The organism is Actinoplanes sp. NPDC026670 (assembly GCF_040638175.1).
In the GTDB taxonomy this organism is placed as follows: domain Bacteria; phylum Actinomycetota; class Actinomycetes; order Mycobacteriales; family Micromonosporaceae; genus Actinoplanes.
In genome coordinates, this window is sequence record NZ_JBEZXU010000007.1 from 223047 (window position 1) to 242570 (window position 19524).

A 19524-nucleotide genomic window follows, 5' to 3' on the forward strand; every position below is an offset into this window, starting at 1 on the left:
TATGCCGCCGGGGGAGGGGACCGATGCGGGAGATCACGCTCGAGGCGGCACGTCTGCTGGAACGCGCGCAGACGGGCGAGGCCGCCGCGGCCCGGGAACGGGCCGAGGAGGTGCTCCGTTCGGTCACCGGCGACCTCGTCGACGGGCCGGCCTGCATGCATTTCGTCCGGCTGGTGTCGTTCATCGCGCAGGCGGACCCGGCCTCCGCGGTCGAGGCGGCCGACCTGATGCTGCCGTCCACCGAGCGGGAGGGCAGCGCCGGCTGGAAGGCCTGCGCCCTGGCCAGCCGGGCCTGGCAGCGTCTGCGGCTGGGTCAGATGGACCCGGCCGAGAACGACGTGGACCGGGTGCTGCGCGACCTGGTGGCCGCCGAGGCCCTGGCCGCTCAGGAGCGGGAGCCGATCGCCGCGGTCAACTCACTGGTCGGGGTCGCGATCGGCTACTGGGAGCTGCGTCTCTACGAGCTGGCCGCACCTCAGTTCGAGCTGGCGTACGAGATGAGCCGCGCCGACGACGGCCAGAACGGCAACCGGGCCATGTGGCTGCTCAACCTGGCCGAGATGCACCTGGGGTGGGCGCTGGAGCTGTACCAGATCTCCCAGGTCGAGGAGGCCGAGGAGCACACCGCCGAGGCCGAGCGGTACGCGATGCGGGCCGCCGACGAGGTGCAGGGCGACGACGCCGACGCGTGGCGGGAGAACGCCCTGCTCTACGCCGCCTGCTCGCGGGCGGACCGGGACGACCCGGCCGGCGCCGCCGTCGACATCGAGATCTACCTGGCCCGGCTGGAGGCCCGCGGGTTCATGCCGGCCGCGATGACCATCGGCAAGCCGTTCTACGCGGTCGCGCTGAGCCGGTCCGGCCGCCCCGAGGAGGCGCTGCGGGTGATGGCCGACGCCGTCCGCGACCTGCCGCCGGACGCGGACTGGCTGGCCGTGGCGAGCACCCACCGCACCCGCGCGGTGCTGATGGCGAACCTGGGCTCGGCCGACGCCGAGGCGACCCTGGCGTACGGCGACTCGCTGGCCGCCGCGCTCTGGCGTCAGCGGCAGAACACCCTGCACGCGGCCCGTAGCCTGCACGACCTGGAGGCGCTGCGCCTCCAGCACGAGCAGATGGCCCGGGACGCCGACCTGGACGCGCTCACCGGCATCGCGAACCGGCGGGCCTTCGACCACGCCCTGGACCAGGCCCGGACGGCCCCGGAGGCGGCCCGCCGCCGCAGCGCCGTGCTGCTGATCGACACGGACGGGTTCAAACAGATCAACGACACCCGGGGTCACGCGGCAGGCGACGAGGCGCTGAGGGCCATCGCGGCCGCTCTGAGCGCCCAGGCGGGCCCGGAGGACCTGGTGGCACGTCTGGGTGGCGACGAGTTCGCGGCACTGCTCCACGGCTGCGACGAGGCCGCCGCCGCGGATGTCGCCGAGCGCATGGTGGAGGCGGTCCGGGCGATCCCGGACTGCCCGGCGACCCTGAGCATCGGGGTGGCGGTGGCGGCCGCCGACGAGCTGCCGGCCGCTCTGGAACGCGCTGACGAGGCCATGTACGCGGTCAAGCGGGCCGGCGGCGACGGTGTGCGGCTGTGTGACGAGGACGAGGCGGCGCTGGCGGCCTGACACGCAGAGCGGGCGCTCCCTGCAGGGGGAGCGCCCGCTCTTGTCACACGTATCGGTTGGGGGACCGCTGCTAGTTGCTGGAGTTCGACATCATGTCCGCGCCGCGCCAGGTGAACTCGGGGTCAGCCGCGTACTGAACCGCGATCTTCACCAGGTCCTCGGCGTACCGGTTGGCGTGGTGGCCACAGAAAACGAGTTCACTGCCACCCGCCAGGGTCAAACGGAGCTTCCCTGCTGCATTGCAGCGGTCGCACCGTTCATCGGCTGCGGGGCCGGCCAGACTTCCTGCCGACGGCGTGAGAGTCGGGGTCATCGCCTTCCTCCTCTGTTCGTCACCGATGAACATGTTCCTCGGCTACTGCTCACACATCGTGCAACACCCTGCACCGTTGCAGCCTTCCCAGAGTGCCCCGGGGGGACCGGGATCACACCGTGGTTCCAGCTAGTGTGCCGTGATCCAAGGGTGCCACGTCAACGATCACTTCTGCACAACGGTCTGATCACCACCCGTTGATGTACGGGTGGTGACCAATTAGACACTGAAAGTTGACCAAAGGTCCTAGTCGAGGTAGTCGCGCAGGACCTGGGACCGCGACGGGTGCCGCAGCTTGGACATCGTCTTCGACTCGATCTGCCGGATCCGCTCCCGGGTCACCCCGTAGACCTGGCCGATCTCGTCCAGCGTGCGCGGCTGCCCGTCGGTCAGGCCGAACCGCAGCCGGACCACACCCGCCTCACGCTCGGAGAGCGTCTGCAGAACCTGCTGGAGCTGGTCCTGAAGGAGCGAGAAGGAGACCGCGTCGACCGCGACGACCGCCTCGGAGTCCTCGATGAAGTCACCGAGCTGGCTGTCGCCCTCGTCGCCGATCGTCTGGTCCAGCGAGATCGGCTCACGAGCGTACTGCTGGATCTCCAGCACCTTCTCCGGCGTGATGTCCATCTCCTTGGCCAGCTCCTCCGGGGTGGGCTCACGGCCCAGGTCCTGGAGCAGCTCGCGCTGGATACGCCCGAGCTTGTTGATGACCTCGACCATGTGCACCGGGATACGGATGGTGCGGGCCTGGTCGGCCATGGCGCGGGTGATGGCCTGCCGGATCCACCAGGTGGCGTACGTGGAGAACTTGTAGCCCTTGGTGTAGTCGAACTTCTCGACCGCGCGGATCAGGCCGAGGTTGCCCTCCTGGATCAGGTCGAGGAAGGCCATGCCGCGGCCGGTGTAGCGCTTGGCCAGCGACACCACGAGCCGGAGGTTGGCCTCCAGCAGGTGGTTCTTGGCCCGCTCGCCGTCCCGGTTGATCCACTTGAGGTCACGCTCGAAGTTGCGCTCGAGCGACTCCTCACCCTCGTCGGCGGCGCGCAGCCGCTCGGCGGCGTAGAGGCCGGCCTCGATCCGCTTGGCCAGCTCGACCTCCTGCTCCGCGTTGAGCAGCGGAACCTTGCCGATCTGCTTGAGGTAGGCACGGACCGAGTCGGCCGAGGCGGTCAGCTCCGCGTCACGGCGGGCCTGCTTGAGGGCCTCGGACTCCTCGTCGTCCCACTCGAAGTCGCCGTCGGTGGCCGAGCTGGCGGCGTCGGTGGCGGCAGCCGCGACCATCGCCGGCGCCTCCTCGATCACCACGTCGTCGACCGCGGCGGCGAGCTCCGCGGGATCGATCTCCTCGCCGGGGCCCTCCTCGCCGGGTGCGGCGGCCTTCCCCGGCGCGGCCTTCTTGGCCGGCACGGCGGCCTTGGCCGCGGCGACCTTGCGGACCGGCGCCGCCTTCTTGGCCGGCGCGGGCGTGGCGTCGCCGCCGACAGCCGGCGCGGCCTGCTTGGGTGCGGGCGCCGCCTTCTTGGCCGGCGCGGTCTTGGCGGTGGTCGCCCGGGACGCCGGGGTGGTGGAGCGGGCGGCGGCGACCTTCGGCCGGCGCGTGCTGGCGGAGCCGTCGACCACGACCGTGATGCCGGCGTCCACCAGCCCGCGCAGGATCTTCTTGGCCTGCGCCGGGTTCACCGCGGCGGACTCGAGCGTGTGCGCGACCTGGGCCGATGTGAGTTGCCCGCCCGCACCCTGGGCATGGGTGATCAAGGCCTCGGTGAGAGAGCGAACGTCGGCACCGTTCTGGTGGGCTTCTGTCACGAATGACCTTCCGGAGGCGATGAGGTTGGGCACGGCCACGTCCAGCGCAGCACGCGGGGGCGAGCGTCGCCGGAGTCGGTTTGTGGGGGCCCCCGGGTCACGGACCGTACCGGTGGCGTGTCCGTGAAGCGGTGGGCAGGGGTGAATTGTAGCGCCGCTTACCGAGATCCTCCGCCCACAGCACGCCGCCGGGGGCCGACGACCTCGTCAGAGACGCCTGACGCGAGAATGCTATCGGCGGAAAGGACCCATACGTGAGCGAGATTCCGGTGGTATCGACACCCGGCGAGTTGTTGTCCGTGGCGGTGCGGATCGCCCGGGAGGCGGCTGTGACGGCCCGCAGGATGCGGGCCGAGGCGATCGGCGACGTCCAGACCAAGAGCACCGACACCGACGTGGTCACCGCGGCCGACAAGGCGGTCGAGCGGCAGGTGGTCGAGGCCCTGGAGGCGGAGAGACCTGGCGACGGCGTCCTCGGCGAGGAGTACGGCGACTCGCTGGACGTGGCGCCCGGCGCCGTCCGGTGGATCCTCGACCCGATCGACGGCACCGTGAACTACCTCTACGGCCTGCCGCAGTACGCGGTGTCGCTGGCCGCCGAGCGCGACGGCGTGGTGGTGGCCGGCGTGGTGGTCAACGCGGCCACGGGTGACGAGTGGACGGCGACCCTGGGCGGCGGCGCCTGGCGGGCCGGACGCCGTCTGAGCGGCTCGGAGCGGACCACTCTGGACCAGTGCCTGGTCGGCACCGGGTTCGGCTACGACGCGCGGCGGCGGGCCCATCAGGGGGCGGTGTTCGCGCAACTGATCACCCGAGTGCGTGACATTCGCCGGCTCGGCGCGGCGTCGCTGGACCTCTGCCTGACCGCGGAGGGTTCGCTGGACGCGTACTTCGAGAAGGGTCTCAACCTCTGGGACCATGCCGCCGGTGGGCTGATCGCGACCGAGGCCGGCCTGATCGTGGCGGGTCTCTCCGGGGCGCCGGCCGGTGACCGGATGCTGGTGGCCGCCCCGCCGGCGATCTTCCCGGTGCTGCACGACGCGCTGGTCGAGCTGGACGCGGCCGGCGGCCCGTGAGGGAGCCGGCCGCGACCGCGTCACTCGGTCTCGGGCTCGGTGGTCTCGGTGACCGGCTTGAGGCAGGCGCCCGGCGGCAGCGTCGGCTCGCCCTCGGCGCCCAGCGACTGGTTCACCTCGGTCGTGGTGGCCAGCGCCTGGAACTTGTCGCCGATGATGATGTCGATGACGTCGCCCTTGCGTTTCGCGTTGTAGACCATCGTCGACTGGGCCAGGAAGTACGCCCGGAGCAGCTGGGCCTTGCCGACGGTGTCCGGGCCGTACCGGATCTCGGCGACGCCCTCGACCTTGGTCTTGCTCTTGCCCGGCTTCTCGACGACGAAGCGCCGGTTGGCGAACTCGTTGGTGACCTGCTCGGCCAGGTCGGCCTTGCTCGTGCCGTTGTAGACCTTGATCTTGACGACGGCCGGGTCGTTCGGGAGCCGGATGTCGGCCAGCGGCGCCCCGGCCGGGCAGTTGCTGCCGTTCACACTGCCACGCTGAGTGTCCCGGAAGAGGGTGACGACGACGAAGACCACCGCGGCCACGGCGAGCACACCGACGACTACCAGCGCTCGGACGCGGGCAAAGCTCATGGGTCGGCTCCAGGATCGGGGGACGGACCCGGGTAAGGTGCCCGGACCTGTCGAGAGGTTAACGTCTGTCCGCCAGGGGCGCGGAAACAGGGAATGCTTCCGGCGCGTTGACGATGATCCAGTGGCTGGGGCCCCTACTTTGATGTCGCCTCGGTCACATCGGGAACAATGTGCCGCCGGAGTGCGTACAAGCCTGCCGCGTCAGCGGTAATGTTCCGCGCCCACCGGGGCAGATCCTGAGGCCCGAAGGGGTGTCAGAAATCGGCCGGCGGAACCGGGAACCGAAACCCTGCCAATGGCGTTACAAACGCCAAGTGACACATCGATACAGGAGAGTGAAGACCGATGGCCACCGACTACGACGCCCCGCGTCGCGATGAGGTCGACCTCGGCGAGGACAGCCTCGAGGAGCTCAAGGCCCGCCGCGCCGACTCACAGTCGGGCGCAGTGGACGTCGACGAGGTCGAGGTGGCGGAGAGCTTCGAGCTGCCCGGCGCCGACCTCGCCGACGAGGAGCTCACCGTCAAGGTGCTGCCGATGCAGACCGACGAGTTCCGCTGCTCCCGCTGTTTCCTCGTGCATCACCGCAGCCAGCTCGCGGTGGAACGCAACGGGGAGCTGATCTGCCGCGAGTGCGCCTGAGCGCACTCGCGCGCAGCGCGCCACATCACCCGATCGCGGTAGCCGCGGTCGGGCGTAAGGCGTTCACGGGGGGATTGACAGGGGGTTTGACCCTGGGTCTGGACCGGGCACAGATGCCGGTGACGACCACGGGAAGGACGACGATGAGCCAGCCGGACCGCGCGACCGAACCCGGTGCCGAGATCGTGCCCGCTGAGACCACCCCCGCACCGACGGAGGCGGGCCGCACCGTCGCGGCCCTCACCGCGGACGACCTGGAGCCCGGTGGCCGGCGCCGGCTTCTCGGCCGGCTCGCCGGGCAGGTCCGCGGCAGCGGCGCCGGACGGCTGTTCCGGCCGAAGGCGGCCGTGCAGTGGGTGACCGACCAGGTGACCGCACTGGCCCCGCACATCCCGGTCCGGGACCGGGAGACCCTGCGCCGGCATTTCCCCGGCCTGGACGACACGGAGCTGGCCGAGCGCCTGATCCGCAACGCCGCCCGGGCCACGGCCGGGGTGGGCGCGGCCGGTGGCGGCATCGCCGCGGTCGAGTGGGTCGCCACACCGGCCCTGCTGTCGGCGCCCGTGCTGCTGGCCACCGAGACGGTGGCCGTGGTGGCGATCGAGATCAAGCTCATCGGCGAGCTGCACGAGATCTACCGCCGGCCGATCACCGGGACCGTCGGCGAGCGGGCCCTGCGACTGGTCGAGGCGTGGTCCGGCCGCCGTGGGGTGAACCCGCTGGTCCCCGGCGTCGGGGTGGCCACGGTGCTGGGCACGGCGGCCCGCAAGGAGCTGCAGAAGTCGTTGATGAAGCGGTTCGGGCGCAACCTGACCACCTTCGGCCCGATGCTCACCGGGGCGGCGGTCGCCAGTTACCTCAACCGGCGGGCCACCCGGCAGGTCGGCGAGAGCGTCCACGCCGATCTGCGCAAGCCGGCCCCGGAGCTGATCACGCCCGCTCGGCGCGAGCTCGGCGACTGACCTCCAGCAGGGCGGTGGCCAGCTCGACCGGGCGGCGGGTGCTGACCACCCAGAAGGGTGTCGGGTCGTCCGGGTCGTCGAGGAGCACCTGCACGGCCGGGCCGATCCACGCGCGCTGCACCACGAAGGCCAGCGGGTGCGACCCCACACCGAGCGCCTCCCGCTTGCCCGCGGCGTCCAGCGCGACCACGCCGGAGATGAATTCGACCGGGAGGCGGGCGTCGTCGGCGCGGAACTCGCCGGGGGTGACCTCGACCCGCCAGCGGCCCAGCGGGGCCAGGATCAGCAGGCTGAGCGGGAGCAGCACCGCGTAGGGCAGCCACACCGGCACCTCGGGGACCCCCAGCATCAGCTCGGTGGCCAGGATCGCGCCGGCCACGAGCGTGGCCGGCCAGGCCCACCACGGAAGACTCAGCCGTTCCTGATGGGCCGCAACCGTGCGGGCCGGGGACTCGGGTGTCACCCTCGAAGGGTACGGCGCGCCTCCATGGCCGGGCGCGGCAGGATGGCAGGGTAGGTGCCGCCCGCAGTACCCCCGCCCGTAGTACCCAGTGAAGGAACACCCGCCGTGACCGATGTGATCGTCCAGGTCCTCCGGATCGACCCGGATCTGCCCCTGCCGGCCTACGCGCACCCCGGGGACGCCGGCGCCGACCTGGTCGCGGCCGAGGAGGCGGAGATCGCCCCGGGCGCCCGCGTCAAGGTCCGCACCGGTGTCGCGATCGCTCTCCCGGACGGCTTCGTGGGCCTGGTTCACCCGCGCTCCGGATTGGCGGCGCGACTGGGGGTGACGGTCCTCAACGCGCCCGGTACGGTCGACGCCGGTTACCGTGGCGAGATTCAGGTGAACCTGATCAATCACGATCGGGAGAACACCGTCAAGATCTCCCGGGGCGACCGGATCGCCCAGCTCGTGATCCAGCGGGTCGAACGGGCGGCGTTCCACGCTGTGGACGCCCTCGGCGACACCGCGCGCGGCACGGGCGGCCACGGTTCGACCGGCGGCCACCAGGCCCTATGAGCTTTGCGAAAAGGAAAGGCTGGCAGTGATGTTCTCCCGTAAGCGCGGTGCCGCGAAGCACGTCCGGTCGGCTGACGCGCCGCCCTCCAGGGCGCTCGCCGACAGCCTCGCCTCCGACGGTTTCCCGCCGGCGCCCGAGTTCGGCCCGTGGGACGTCAGGTACGCCCCGGAGGGTGTGCAGCGGCTCGACCTGGGCAGCCTCCAGATCCCCGCGATCGAGGGCGTCGAGGTGCGGGTGCAGGCCAACCCGGACGGCGGTGTGGAGCAGGTCGTCCTGGTCGACGGGGAGAGCGCCCTCCAGCTGGGCGTCTTCGCCGCGCCGAAGACCGAGGGCATCTGGGGCGAGGTGCGCGAGGAGATCGCCGGCGCGATGGCCGCCGACGGTGTCAGCCCGCGCGAGGTCGACGGGCGGTACGGCGTGGAGCTCATCGCCCGGGTGAACACCCCGGAGGGCCCGGCCGACGTCCGGTTCGTCGGCGTGGACGGCCCGCGGTGGATGGTGCGGGCGCTCTACCAGGGCGCGGCCGCCTCCGACCCGGGCCGTGAGGGCGTGCTCGGCGAGGTGCTGTCCGGTCTCGTCGTGGTCCGTGACAACGAGCCCCGGCCGGTGCGCGAGCCGCTGCCGATGCGCCTGCCGAAGGAGATGGCCGAGCAGGGCCAGGCCGCGGCGCAGCAGGGCGCCAACGGCAATCAGCTTCAGTGACCTAGATCACCGGGGCGCTTCGGGCGTAGCGTGGTCGTCGAATACACGCGCACACTGCGTCACGTCGACGAAGGGTGACGGCGAAGTCATGACGACCGAAGAGCGCACCGGATTACGGCGGTTCCTGAGTAGGTTGACTGCGACCGACTCGGAGCTGGACGCGGAGGAGCTCCAGCGGGACAGCGCCAAGTGCGGCGCCGTCCCGGCCGGTGAGTGCCGCCGTGGGCAGGTCGTTTCGGTCTCCGGGCGGCTGCGCACGGTGGCGTACACTCCACGCACCAACCTGCCGACCCTGGAGGCCGACCTCTACGACGGCAGTGACGTGGTCACGCTGGTCTTCCTGGGGCGCCGGTCCATCGCCGGCATCGAACCGGGGCGTCAGCTCACCGCGCGAGGCCGGATCGCGATCCGGGACGACCGCAAGGTGATCTACAACCCCTACTACGAGCTGGAGGCGCCCCGGTGAGTGGCACCGAGCCACGCCACGTCGCGCACGAGTCGGTCGAGGAACGCCTGTCCGGGGTGCTCGGCGAGGTCGAGGAGAAGCTCGCCGCGGAGATCATCGCGGAGCAGGATCTCCACGAGGTGAAGCAGCCCGACGACGAGGACGAGCTCCCGTCGATGAGCGAGCAGATCGCCGAGCAGCTCGGCGGTGTGCGCGGCCTGATCGAGTCGAGCGTCCCGGTTCTCGCCTTCGTGCTGCTCAACGTGATCCTCAGCCTCGAGGCGCTGGGCCTGGAGAAACGCGAGGCGCTGCTCTGGGCGATCATCGGCTCGGTCGGCTCGGCGCTGGCCATCGGCGGTGTCCGGCTGGCCCGCCGGCAGCCCATCCGGCACGCGGTGAACGGCCTGTTCGGCATCGCGCTCGGCGCCTGGCTCGCGTGGCGTACCGGAGATGCCAAGAATTTCTATCTCCCCGGCATCCTGCTCACCTTCGGCCAGGCGGCGGTGCTCCTGGTCTCGGTCGCCTTCCGCAAACCCCTCATCGGGTACGCCTGGGGCATCATGGCCAACAAGGGCAAACAGGACTGGTTCGAGAATTCCCGGCTGTTCCGCACCTTCCAGTGGCTGACCGTGCTGTGGGCGGTGTCGCTCACCGTGCGGGCCGGCATCCAGTTCGTGCTGTGGCAGATCGGCGAGGCGAACGCGATCGGCATCGTCCGGATCCTAGTGAGCTGGCCGATCTACGCCGCGACCTTCGCCTTCACGATCTGGGCCATCCACCGGGTGACGTCAGCCCAGCGGCGGGAGACCCCGGTCACCTAGCACCACCGCGCGGACCTGGTCCTCGACCTCGCTGGTGCATACGAAGATCAGCTCGTCGCCGGCCTCCAGCGGGTCGTCCGGCGTCGGCACCACCACCCGCTTGCCGCGCAGGATCGCGACCAGCGCGGCGTCCCGCGGCATCGGCACCGACCGGACCGGCTGGCCCTCGTAGGGCGCGTCCTTCGGCAGGGTGATCTCCACCAGGTTCGCCTCGCCCTGCCGGAAGGTCATCAGCCGGACCAGGTCGCCGACCGTCACCGCCTCCTCGACCAGGGCGGCCATCAGACGCGGCTTGCTCACCGCCACGTCGACGCCCCACTGCTCGGTGAACAGCCACTCGTTCTCCGCCCGGTTCACCCGGGCCACCACCCGGGGCACCGCGAACTCGGTCTTCGCCAGCAGCGACACCACCAGGTTGGCCTTGTCGTCGCCGGTCGCCGCGACCACCACGTCACAGCCGGCCAGATCGGCCTCCTCCAGGCTGCTCAGCTCACAGGCGTCGGCGAGCACCCAGCGGGCCTCCGGCACCCGCTCCGGGCACAGCTGCCGCGGGTGCCGCTCGATCAGCATGACCTCGTGCCCGTTGCCGATCAGCTCCTGGGCGATGGACCGGCCCACATTGCCGGCTCCCGCGATGGCGATCCGCACGGTCAGTTCCCTTCCTTGTCGGCGCCCTGAGCGACGTCCAGCACCTGGTCGACCGTCTCGTCGGTGACCAGCATGTAGACCTGGTCACCGTCCTGGAGCACAGCCGACGGCTGGGCCAGGGTGCCCATGCCGAACCGGGCCAGATAGGCGACCCGCGCGCCGGTCCGGTCCTCCAGCGACTTCACCGTGCGGCCGATCCAGTCCCGGTGCAGCGGCGTCTCCACGATGCTGACCACGCTGGTCGGGTCACGGAACACCTCGATGCGCTGATCCGGCACCAGGAACCGGTACATCCGGTCGGCGGCCCAGCGGATCGTGGCGATCGTCGGGATGCCCAGGCGCTCGTAGACCTGCGCGCGCCGGGAGTCGTAGATCCGGGCCACCACCCGGGAGACACCGAACGTCTCACGAGCCAGCCGGGCCGAGATGATGTTGGAGTTGTCGCCGCTGGAGACGGCGGCGAACGCGTCGGCCCGCTCCACCCCGGCAGCGCGCAGCACATCCCGGTCGAAGCCGATGCCGTTCACCGTGACGCCGCCGAAACCGTCGCCGAGCCGGCGGAACGCCTCCGCGTCGCGGTCGATCACGGCGACCTGATGGCCCTGGGCGTCGAGCTTCTGGGCCAGCGTCGAACCGAGCCGGCCGCACCCCATGATGACCACGTGCACGGTTCGTGCCCTCCCGAATCTGTACGGACGAGTGTGAGCCTGCCATGCCCCGCGCGTGGACGCTGTCCGGGGCGGACCACACGCCGAAAGGTCCGCCCGTACGCTTGGCACTCGTGGCAAGTACCACCTCTCTAGCCAAACGGCTGCTCCTGGGCAGGCCGTTCCGCTCGGACAAGCTTCAGCACACGCTGCTGCCCAAGCGGATCGCCCTGCCCGTCTTCGCGAGCGACGCGCTCTCCAGCGTGGCGTACGCGCCCGACGAGATCCTGTTGACCCTCTCGATCGCCGGCGCGGCCGCCTACATGTATTCGCCCTGGGTGACGCTCGCGGTGGCGGTGGTCATGGTGACGGTGGTCGCCAGTTACCGGCAGAACGTGCACGCCTACCCGTCCGGCGGCGGCGACTACGAGGTGGCCACGGTCAACCTCGGGCCCAAGGCCGGGCTCGGTGTGGCCAGCGCGCTGCTGGTCGACTACATCCTCACGGTCGCGGTGTCGATCTCGTCCGGGGTCAGCAACCTCGGCTCGGTGGTCCCCTGGGTGGCCGAGCACAAGGTGATCATCGCGATCATCGCGATCGTGCTGCTCAGCGCGCTCAACCTGCGCGGGCTCCGGGAGTCGGGGGCGGCGTTCGCCGTACCCACCTATCTCTTCATCGTCGTGATCGTCGGGATGATCCTCACCGGGCTGGTCCGGGTCTTCATCCTCGGCGACGATCTGCGGGCGCCCAGCGCGGACCTGACGATCGTGGCCGAGGAGGACCACTTCACCCAGATCGCCTTCGCGTTCCTGCTGTTGCGGACGTTCTCGTCGGGCTGTGCGGCGCTCACCGGCGTCGAGGCGATCTCCAACGGGGTGCCCGCCTTCAAGAAGCCGAAGAGCAAGAACGCGGCGACCACCCTGCTGCTGCTCGGCGGCCTGTCGATCGTGATGCTCTACGGCATCATCCTGCTGGCCCAGGCGACCCACCTGAAGTTCGTGGAGAACCCGACCCTCCAGATCATCCCGAACGCGGTCTCCGAGGGATACGTCCAGAAGACCGTCACCACCCAGCTCGCCGAGACCGTCTTCGGCAGCGGGTCGATCCTGCTCTACCTGGTCGGCGCGGTCACCGCCCTGATCCTGTTCCTGGCCGCGAACACCGCCTTCAACGGCTTCCCGGTGCTCGGCTCGATCCTCGCCCAGGACCGGTACCTGCCCCGGCAGCTGCACACCCGCGGCGACCGGCTGGCGTTCAGCAACGGCATCCTCTTCCTCGCGGTCGCCGCGATCGTGCTGATCGTGGCCTTCGAGGCCGAGGTCACCCGGCTCATCCAGCTCTACATCGTGGGCGTGTTCGTGTCGTTCACGCTCTCCCAGCTCGGCATGATCAGGCACTGGAACCGGCTGTTGCGTACCCAGCGCGACCCGCAACGCCGCCGCCGGATGGTCCGCTCCCGGGCGATCAACACCTTCGGCATGGTCCTCACCGGCGCCGTCCTGATCGTCGTGCTGATCACGAAGTTCCTGCTCGGCGCGTGGATCGCGATCGCCGCCATGATCGTCATCTACGGTCTGATGGTGGCCATCCACAGGCACTACACCCGCGTCGCCGAAGAGCTCAAACCGACCGACGAGCGGCCCGTCCTGCCCTCCCGCAACCACGCGATCGTGCTGGTCAGCAAAGTTCACCAGCCGACCCTGCGGGCGATCGCCTACGCGCAGGCGACCCGGCCGGACACGCTCACCGCGGTCACCGTGAACGTCGACGACAACGACACCCGCGGCATCCAGGCCGAATGGGAGCGCCGGCAGCTGCCCGTGCCGCTCACGGTGGTCGACTCGCCGTACCGGGAGATCACCAAACCGATCATCGACTTCGTGAAGAACACCCGCCGTGCCTCACCGCGCGACGTGGTGACCGTCTTCGTCCCCGAGTACGTGGTCGGCCGCTGGTGGGAGAACCTGCTGCACAACCAGAGCGCCCTGCGGATCAAGGGCCGGCTGCTCTTCGAACAGGGTGTGATGGTGGTCAGCGTGCCCTGGCAGCTGCGCTCCAGCCAGGACCGCAACCTCGACAAGCTCGACCGGGTGCTCAGCCAGGCGCCCGCCCGTGGCCCCCGCGTCCAGGGCGGCCTCGAATCCGAGGACGGTGACCGGTCGTGAGCCTCGCCCCTTCGTCTTTTTCGGCCGACGCCGATCTCATCGAAGGCGACCGGGTCGAGGTCGTCGTCGGCGCGCCCGCGCACGGCGGCCACTGCGTCGCCCGGATCGGCGGCCCGCACGGCCGGGTCGTCTTCGTCCGGCACGCGCTGCCCGGCGAACGCGTCACCGCCGAGATCACCGAGATCCATCGCGGCTACCTCCGGGCCGATGCCGTGGAGATCCACGAGGCCTCCCCGGACCGGGTCACCCCACCCTGCCCGCACGCCCGCCCCGGCGGTTGCGGCGGCTGCGACCTCCAGCACGCCTCCGGCGAGGCACAACTGCGGTGGAAGACCGAGGTGGTCCGGGAACAGCTGGTCCGGCTGGCCGGCCTCGACCCCGATCATCTGGTACGGGTGGAAGCCCTGCCGCCACCCTTGGACCGCCCGGGTGACGACCCGGGTCAGCTCCTCGGATGGCGCAGCCGGATCAGGTACGCGATCGACGCCGCCGGCCGCCCCGGACTGCTCCAGCACCGGTCGCACCAGGTCGTGCCGATCGACCGCTGCCGGATCGCCCACCCGGCGATCCAGAATCTCGACGTGCTCGCCAACGACTGGCCCAACGTCGACGCCCTCCAGGCGATCGCATCCACCGGCGGCGACGTGGCGGTCCTCGGCCGCCCGTCCGGATCAGCCGGCCCGGCCGCCGGCGACGACCTCACCGAAGCCCCGGAAGGCGGCGCGCTGTTCCGGCTCTCCGGCCCGGCCGAAGTGATCGAGCTCGCCGCCGGCCGCGCGTGGCGGATCCCGCCGCAGGGCTTCTGGCAGGTCCACCCGTCAGCCGCGGACACCCTGGTCAACGCCGTGCTGGAGATGCTGCGGCCGGCCGTCGGCGAGACCGTCTGGGACCTCTACGGCGGTGCCGGGCTGTTCGCCGCCGCCCTGGCCGAACGCACCGGCGGCCGGGTCACCGTCGTCGAGTCGTCCCCGACCGGGGTGGCCGCGGCCCGCGCCAACCTCGCCGGCCTGATCGGTTCGGACGGCCGCCCGCAGGCCGACATCGTCGAGGCCCGGGTCGACGTGGCGCTGGCCCGGCGACGGGTGGCCGGACCGGTCGACCTGGTCGTGCTCGACCCGCCACGGGCCGGCGCCGGCGCCCGGGTGGTCCGTTCCCTGGCCGCCGCCCGCCCACGGGCGATCGCCTACGTGGCGTGCGACCCGGCGGCCCTGGCCCGTGACCTGAAGACGTTCGCCTCCCTGGGCTGGCGCCTGGAGAAGCTGCGAGCGTTCGACTGCTTCCCGATGACCCAGCACGTGGAGTGCGTAGCCCACCTGCTCCCCACCTGACCCCAGACCGCCAGCCGTCGCTGACGACGCTTTCGCGTCGCGTTTTGCCGTCGTGAGCGACGGCTGGCGGTCCCGGCCGTCGCTGACGGCGGTTTCGGGTGTGGTTTTGCCGTCGTGAGCGACGGCTGGTGGTCTCTGGCGGCCCCGGCCGTCGTTCACGGTGGTTTCGGGTGTGGTTTTGCGGTGGTGGGCGACGGCTGGCGGTCTGGGCCGTCGTTCACGGTGGTTTCGGGTGTGGGTTTACCGTTGTCAGCGACGGCTGGTGGTCTTGGGTCGCTTCAGCCCGGCGGGCGCGTTGGAGGCCTTGAGCGGGCAGCCCCGCCGCGGGGCACGGTCGGGGCTGCGTGGGATGCGGGTGGGGGCGCCTGGGGCGTACCGGATCAGGGGTTGGCTCTTTCGGCGGCGGCCACCGCGTTGCGGAAGAGCATCGCGACCGTCGTCGGGCCTACGCCGCCGACCCGTGGGGTGATGGCTCCGGCGACCTCGGCGCAGGACTCCTCGACGTCGGGCAGCAGGCGGCGGCCCTCGTAGCGGACGCCGGCGCCGATCACGACCGAACCCGGCTTGACGTGCTCGGGCTTGACGATGCCGGGGACACCGACGGCGGCGATCAGGATGTCGGCGCGCTGGGCGTAGCGCGGCCAGTCCTTGACGCCGGTGTGCACGACGGTGACCGCGGCGTTGGCGGTGGGCCGTTTCTGGGCGAGGAGCATGGCGAGCGGGCGGCCGAGGGTGGCGCCACGGCCGAGGATGACCACCTCACGGCCGGAGACCTCGACGCCGTGGAAGGCGAGCAGCGCCTCGATGCCGGCCGGGGTGCAGGGGAGCGGGCCGGGCAGGCCGACGGCGAGCCGGCCCATGTTGAGCGGGTGCATGCCGTCGACGTCCTTGTCGGGGTCGAGGGTCTGCAGGGCCGCGTCGTAGTCCAGGTGGGCCGGGATCGGGTACTGGATGAGGACGCCGTGCACATCCTTGTCGTCGTTGTACCCGGAGATGACCTTGAGCAGGTCGGCCTGGGTGACGTCGCCGCTGAGGTGCTCGTGCGGGGACTCGAAGCCGAGCTCGGCGGCCTGCTTCTGCTTGATCCGGATGTAGCCGGCGGAGGCGTCGTCGTCGCCGACCAGGATGGTGGCGAGGCTGGGCCGGATGCCGCGGTCCTTCAGCTTGGCGACCCGGGCCTTGACGTCGTCGAGGACCGCCTCGGCGACCGGAGCGCCGGGCAGGAGACGAGCAGTGGACATGTGTGACTCCTCAGCCGGGAGCCCAGGCGGTCGACTCCTCGTGACGAGCTCCCCGATGGTTCGACCATCCCTGTGCCGCCAGTCGCTGCGTTCCCTCCAGGATGCCGGACGGCTCCGCCCGCTGCCCACCCGGGGTGCGGCTGTACACCGGTCGGGGGAGGTCGCGATTGTGTGGAGGAATGGTGACGGTCCGTTCGCTCAAGTCGCGTGCGGGCGCCCCTTGGATAGACTCTTCCTCCATGAGCGACTCCCCCTCGACCCCGGCCGGCCTGCTGACCAGCATCACCACTCCGGGTGATCTGAAGCGACTGACCGCGGAGCAGCTGACCCTGCTCGCGGCCGAGATCCGTGACTTCCTCGTCGCCAAGGTGTCACGGACCGGGGGCCACCTCGGGCCGAACCTGGGTGTGGTCGAGATGACCCTGGCCATGCACCGGGTCTTCGACTCCCCACGCGACAAGATCCTCTTCGACACCGGCCACCAGTCGTATGTCCACAAGATCGTGACCGGCCGTCAGGACGGTTTCGACCTGCTCCGCCAGCGGGGTGGCCTCACCGGCTACCCGAGCCAGGCGGAGAGCGAGCACGACCTGATCGAGAATTCGCACGCCTCGACCGCGCTGTCCTACGCCGACGGTCTGGCCAAGGCGTTCGCGCTGCGCGGTGAGGACCGGCACGTGGTCGCGGTGGTCGGTGACGGCGCGCTGACCGGCGGCATGTGCTGGGAGGCGCTCAACAACATCGCCGCCACGCGCAACCGTCTGGTGATCGTGGTCAACGACAACGGCCGCTCCTACGCGCCGACCATCGGCGGCCTCGCCGACCACCTGTCCACGCTGCGCCTCAACCCGGGTTACGAGAAGGTGCTCGACCTGGTCAAGGACGCGCTGGGCCAGACGCCGGTGGTGGGCAAGCCGGTCTTCGAGGTGTTGCACGCGGTCAAGAAGGGCATCAAGGACGCGGTCAGCCCGCAGCCGATGTTCGAGGACCTGGGCCTGAAGTACATCGGGCCGGTCGACGGTCACGACCAGCAGGCCATGGAGTCGGCGCTGCGGCGGGCCAAGGGCTTCAACGCGCCGGTCATCGTGCACGCGGTGACGCGTAAGGGCTACGGCTACCGGCCGGCCGAGCAGGACGAGGCGGACTGTCTGCACGGTCCGGGCGCGTTCGATCCGCAGACCGGCGCGCTGACCGCCAAGCCGTCGCTGAAGTGGACCGCGGTCTTCGCCGACGAGCTGGTCCGGATCGCCGACGAGCGGCTCGACGTGGTGGGGATCACGGCCGCGATGGCCGAGCCGACCGGCATCGCCGAGCTGGCCCGGAAATATCCGGAGCGCACCTACGACGTGGGCATCGCCGAGCAGCACGCGGCGACCTCGGCCGCCGGTCTCGCGATGGGCGGGCTGCATCCGGTGGTCGCGGTCTACGCCACCTTCCTGAACCGGGCTTTCGACCAGGTCCTGCTGGACGTGGCGATGCACCGCCTGCCGGTGACGTTCGTGCTGGACCGGGCCGGGATCACCGGGCCGGACGGGCCGAGCCACTACGGCATGTGGGACATGAGCGTCTTCGGTGTGGTGCCGGGGCTGCGGATCGCCGCGCCGCGCGACGCGGCGACGCTGCGGGAGGAGTTGCGCGAGGCGGTCGCGGTCGAGGACGGTCCGACGATCGTGCGCTTCCCGACCGGCGCGGTCGCGCCGGAGACCCCGGCGATCCGCCGGGTCGGCCAGATCGACGTGCTCCGCGAGGGCGAGCGGCAGGACATCCTGCTGGTCGCGGTGGGCTCGTTCGCCGGCCTCGCCCTGGAGGCGGCGGAGAAGATCACCGAGCAGGGGTACGGGGTGACCGTCGTCGACCCGCGCTGGGTCCGTCCCGTGCCGATCGAGCTGACCGGCCTGGCCGCCCAGCACCGGGCGGTCGTGACGCTGGAGGACGGTGTGCGGGCCGGCGGGGTCGGTGACGCGGTGGCGAGCGCCCTGCGGGACGCGGGGGTGGACACGCCGCTGCGTGACTTCGGTGTGCCGGTGGGCTTCCATCCGCACGGCACCCGTGCCGAGATCCTCTCCGCACTGGGCCTGACGTCGCAGGACGTGGCCCGTGAGGTGGTCGGTTTCGTGTCCCGTCTCGCGGAGCCTGACATCCGGGTCTGAGGGACTGGGCAACTTCGTTACTGAAAAGTTACCGTTGGCGGATGGGTGCGGACACCGTCAGCGGGCCGATGGTCATCGACCTCGGCTACGACCGGGGTGAGCCGATCACGTACGACCGGCCGGGGCGGCGCACGATGCCGTCCTGGCTGGTGCCGGCCGTGGTCCTGGCGATGGTCCTCTTCTCGCTCACCGCGTCCGGCCCGCCGCCGCCCCCGCTGCTGGGCGCGCTGACCCGGGTCGAGATCGGATCCGGCGACCCGTACCTGGTGACCGGCACCGGCCAGCTGGTGGTCCAGTCGGTCGGTGTGCTCGCCTCCTACGACCTGGCGACCGGCGACCTCCAGTGGCGGGTCGACCAGAAGGTCCCGGTCTACCGGCTGCGGTCCGGCGACGGGCTCCTGCTGCTGCGCCCGTGGGGGGCCGGCAGCACCGAGCCGGGCACCACCGCGGTCTCTCTGGCGACAGGCGACCAGCGATGGCACAACACCCGCAGTGTGATCGGTTTCGACGGCACCGGGCTGGTGTTCTCGGTCGAGGGCGTGCGCAGCCAGTCGTCGGGCACCGGCCGCCGGGTGGAACGGGCCGTCGTGGCGCTCGACCCGGAGACCGGGCAGACCCGCTGGCGGGTCGACGTGCCGTCGACCGCGGTCCTGCTGGCGGTGCCCGGCCAGGGCGGCGGGGCGGCCCGCATGCTGATGGTCCGCGACGACCTGACCGCCCTGCTGTACGACGGACGGACCGGTGCCCTGCTCGCGCAGCGGACGGTGCCGGCCGCCAACTACGACCCGGACAATCCGCTGGTGGCCGGGGGAGTGATCCTGCTGCGGCACCCGGGGCCGTCCGGCATCGAGGTGTCCGCCTTCGACCCGGCGACGCTGCGGCCGCTGTGGACCGAACCGGCCGGCACCACCCGCGAGGTGCAGGCGTGCGGCCCGCTGGCCTGCCTGATCGGCCTGGACGGGGTGCGGGCCATCGACCCGGCGACCGGCGACCTGCGCTGGCACCGGCCCGGCTGGCGGTCGATCGAGACGATCGGGCGGCGGCTGATCGCCTACGCGGACGGCCCGGCGTCGCCGACCGGGCTGGTCGACCCGATGACCGGCCGGGTGCTGGTCGACCTGACCGGCTGGCGGCCGCTCGGCGGGGCCACCGCCGACGGGGAGGTGCTGGTCATCCGGGAGATCGGGGCGGATCCGCGTACCATGGTCGCGGTCGCGGCCCCGCGCCTGTCCCGGCCACGGGTGCTCGCCGAGCTGCCCGCCGGCACCGGGGAGTGCCAGTCCGCCGCGCAGCGGCTGATCTGCCGGTCGATGTACGGCGAACTGGTCGTCTGGGCCTACCGGGCCGAGCCGGCGTGATCCT

The 19524-nt window shown here is 71.3% G+C and carries 19 protein-coding genes and 1 riboswitch; of the genes, 12 read left to right on the forward strand and 7 right to left on the reverse strand.

The genetic code is table 11. From position 1 onward, the window contains the following. The first annotated feature begins 23 nt into the window (after positions 1-23). Positions 24-1619 carry a GGDEF domain-containing protein gene (locus AB0E94_RS09890; RefSeq protein WP_360324502.1) on the forward strand — a complete coding sequence of 532 codons (1596 nt, stop codon included), beginning with the start codon at positions 24-26 and terminating at the stop codon, positions 1617-1619. 70 nt (positions 1620-1689) lie between these two features. On the opposite strand, the gene AB0E94_RS09895 is transcribed toward AB0E94_RS09890, so the two are convergent. Then, positions 1690-1932, reverse strand: a complete 243-nt coding sequence (locus AB0E94_RS09895; protein ID WP_093619976.1) for a hypothetical protein — start codon at positions 1930-1932, stop codon at positions 1690-1692. A 246-nt stretch (positions 1933-2178) separates the two neighbouring features. Next, positions 2179-3738 (reverse strand): RNA polymerase sigma factor, encoded by a 1560-nt coding sequence (locus AB0E94_RS09900; protein WP_360324504.1) that lies wholly within the window; start codon positions 3736-3738, stop codon positions 2179-2181. A gap of 254 nt (positions 3739-3992) precedes the next feature. Between AB0E94_RS09900 and AB0E94_RS09905 the strand changes: the two genes are divergently transcribed. Next, a complete protein-coding gene (locus AB0E94_RS09905; RefSeq protein WP_360324506.1) occupies positions 3993-4814 on the forward strand; it encodes an inositol monophosphatase family protein in 822 nt (273 codons plus the stop codon). A gap of 20 nt (positions 4815-4834) precedes the next feature. Here the strand turns inward: AB0E94_RS09905 and AB0E94_RS09910 are convergent, their stop codons facing one another. Continuing rightward, positions 4835-5389, reverse strand: a complete 555-nt coding sequence (locus tag AB0E94_RS09910; protein WP_360324508.1) for a LytR C-terminal domain-containing protein — start codon at positions 5387-5389, stop codon at positions 4835-4837. Between the two features lie 345 nt (positions 5390-5734). Here AB0E94_RS09910 and AB0E94_RS09915 point away from each other — a divergent pair, with 345 nt between their 5' ends. Then, on the forward strand, positions 5735-6031 hold the full coding sequence (locus AB0E94_RS09915) for a DUF4193 domain-containing protein (protein WP_045743100.1): 297 nt from the start codon (positions 5735-5737) through the stop codon (positions 6029-6031). 143 nt (positions 6032-6174) lie between these two features. Then, entirely contained in the window at positions 6175-6993 is an 819-nt protein-coding gene (locus AB0E94_RS09920) for a hypothetical protein (RefSeq protein ID WP_360324510.1), read from the forward strand. On the opposite strand, the gene AB0E94_RS09925 is transcribed toward AB0E94_RS09920, so the two are convergent. Further along, on the reverse strand, positions 6962-7456 hold the full coding sequence (locus AB0E94_RS09925; RefSeq protein WP_360324512.1) for a DUF3093 domain-containing protein: 495 nt from the start codon (positions 7454-7456) through the stop codon (positions 6962-6964). The genes AB0E94_RS09920 and AB0E94_RS09925 overlap by 32 nt on opposite strands. Positions 7457-7561: 105 nt before the next feature. On the opposite strand from AB0E94_RS09925, the gene dut reads away from it, so the two are divergent. The 4 genes from dut to AB0E94_RS09945 all read left to right on the forward strand — a co-directional run bounded on the left by dut (position 7562) and on the right by AB0E94_RS09945 (position 9983). Then, positions 7562-8014: a dUTP diphosphatase gene (gene dut, locus AB0E94_RS09930; RefSeq protein WP_360324514.1), complete on the forward strand. Its 453-nt coding sequence runs from the start codon at positions 7562-7564 to the stop codon at positions 8012-8014. A 28-nt stretch (positions 8015-8042) separates the two neighbouring features. Further along, on the forward strand, positions 8043-8717 hold the full coding sequence (locus AB0E94_RS09935; protein WP_360324516.1) for a DUF3710 domain-containing protein: 675 nt from the start codon (positions 8043-8045) through the stop codon (positions 8715-8717). A gap of 88 nt (positions 8718-8805) precedes the next feature. Continuing rightward, the gene (locus AB0E94_RS09940; protein ID WP_317790681.1) at positions 8806-9183 is read left to right on the forward strand and encodes an OB-fold nucleic acid binding domain-containing protein; all 378 of its coding nucleotides are present in this window, start codon (positions 8806-8808) and stop codon (positions 9181-9183) included. After that, complete coding sequence (locus AB0E94_RS09945; protein ID WP_360324518.1) at positions 9180-9983, forward strand: DUF3159 domain-containing protein; 804 nt, start codon at positions 9180-9182, stop codon at positions 9981-9983. Before AB0E94_RS09940 ends, AB0E94_RS09945 begins: the two co-directional genes overlap by 4 nt. Here the strand turns inward: AB0E94_RS09945 and AB0E94_RS09950 are convergent. Further along, entirely contained in the window at positions 9951-10637 is a 687-nt protein-coding gene (locus AB0E94_RS09950; RefSeq protein WP_177320006.1) for a TrkA family potassium uptake protein, read from the reverse strand. The genes AB0E94_RS09945 and AB0E94_RS09950 overlap by 33 nt on opposite strands. Beyond that, the gene (locus tag AB0E94_RS09955; protein ID WP_360324520.1) at positions 10634-11299 is read right to left on the reverse strand and encodes a TrkA family potassium uptake protein; all 666 of its coding nucleotides are present in this window, start codon (positions 11297-11299) and stop codon (positions 10634-10636) included. Before AB0E94_RS09955 ends, AB0E94_RS09950 begins: the two co-directional genes overlap by 4 nt. Before the next feature lie 113 nt (positions 11300-11412). Between AB0E94_RS09955 and AB0E94_RS09960 the strand changes: the two genes are divergently transcribed. Further along, entirely contained in the window at positions 11413-13443 is a 2031-nt protein-coding gene (locus AB0E94_RS09960; RefSeq protein ID WP_360324522.1) for an APC family permease, read from the forward strand. Then, positions 13440-14771 carry a TRAM domain-containing protein gene (locus tag AB0E94_RS09965; RefSeq protein ID WP_360324524.1) on the forward strand — a complete coding sequence of 444 codons (1332 nt, stop codon included), beginning with the start codon at positions 13440-13442 and terminating at the stop codon, positions 14769-14771. The genes AB0E94_RS09960 and AB0E94_RS09965 overlap by 4 nt, the downstream gene beginning before the upstream one ends. 380 nt (positions 14772-15151) lie before the next feature. Here the strand turns inward: AB0E94_RS09965 and AB0E94_RS09970 are convergent, their stop codons facing one another. Then, complete coding sequence (locus AB0E94_RS09970; protein ID WP_360324526.1) at positions 15152-16012, reverse strand: bifunctional 5,10-methylenetetrahydrofolate dehydrogenase/5,10-methenyltetrahydrofolate cyclohydrolase; 861 nt, start codon at positions 16010-16012, stop codon at positions 15152-15154. 13 nt (positions 16013-16025) lie between these two features. Next, positions 16026-16108, reverse strand: a riboswitch (ZMP/ZTP riboswitch). Between the two features lie 143 nt (positions 16109-16251). Between AB0E94_RS09970 and dxs the strand changes: the two genes are divergently transcribed. Further along, the gene (dxs, locus tag AB0E94_RS09975) at positions 16252-18162 is read left to right on the forward strand and encodes a 1-deoxy-D-xylulose-5-phosphate synthase (protein WP_360324528.1); all 1911 of its coding nucleotides are present in this window, start codon (positions 16252-16254) and stop codon (positions 18160-18162) included. Between the two features lie 41 nt (positions 18163-18203). Continuing rightward, the gene (locus AB0E94_RS09980; RefSeq protein ID WP_360324530.1) at positions 18204-19520 is read left to right on the forward strand and encodes a PQQ-binding-like beta-propeller repeat protein; all 1317 of its coding nucleotides are present in this window, start codon (positions 18204-18206) and stop codon (positions 19518-19520) included. The last annotated feature ends 4 nt before the right edge of the window (positions 19521-19524 follow it).

What these genes read in the sequence shown, in the direction of transcription:
- AB0E94_RS09940 (WP_317790681.1), top strand. Translation starts at nt 8,806, where the DNA reads ATGACGACCGAAGAGCGCACCGGATTACGGCGGTTCCTGAGTAGGTTG.
- AB0E94_RS09980 (WP_360324530.1), top strand. Translation starts at nt 18,204, where the DNA reads ATGGGTGCGGACACCGTCAGCGGGCCGATGGTCATCGACCTCGGCTAC.
- AB0E94_RS09970 (WP_360324526.1), bottom strand. Translation starts at nt 16,012, where the DNA reads ATGTCCACTGCTCGTCTCCTGCCCGGCGCTCCGGTCGCCGAGGCGGTC.
- AB0E94_RS09935 (WP_360324516.1), top strand. Translation starts at nt 8,043, where the DNA reads ATGTTCTCCCGTAAGCGCGGTGCCGCGAAGCACGTCCGGTCGGCTGAC.
- AB0E94_RS09890 (WP_360324502.1), top strand. Translation starts at nt 24, where the DNA reads ATGCGGGAGATCACGCTCGAGGCGGCACGTCTGCTGGAACGCGCGCAG.
- dxs (WP_360324528.1), top strand. Translation starts at nt 16,252, where the DNA reads ATGAGCGACTCCCCCTCGACCCCGGCCGGCCTGCTGACCAGCATCACC.
- AB0E94_RS09920 (WP_360324510.1), top strand. Translation starts at nt 6,175, where the DNA reads ATGAGCCAGCCGGACCGCGCGACCGAACCCGGTGCCGAGATCGTGCCC.
- AB0E94_RS09895 (WP_093619976.1), bottom strand. Translation starts at nt 1,932, where the DNA reads ATGACCCCGACTCTCACGCCGTCGGCAGGAAGTCTGGCCGGCCCCGCA.
- AB0E94_RS09910 (WP_360324508.1), bottom strand. Translation starts at nt 5,389, where the DNA reads ATGAGCTTTGCCCGCGTCCGAGCGCTGGTAGTCGTCGGTGTGCTCGCC.
- AB0E94_RS09915 (WP_045743100.1), top strand. Translation starts at nt 5,735, where the DNA reads ATGGCCACCGACTACGACGCCCCGCGTCGCGATGAGGTCGACCTCGGC.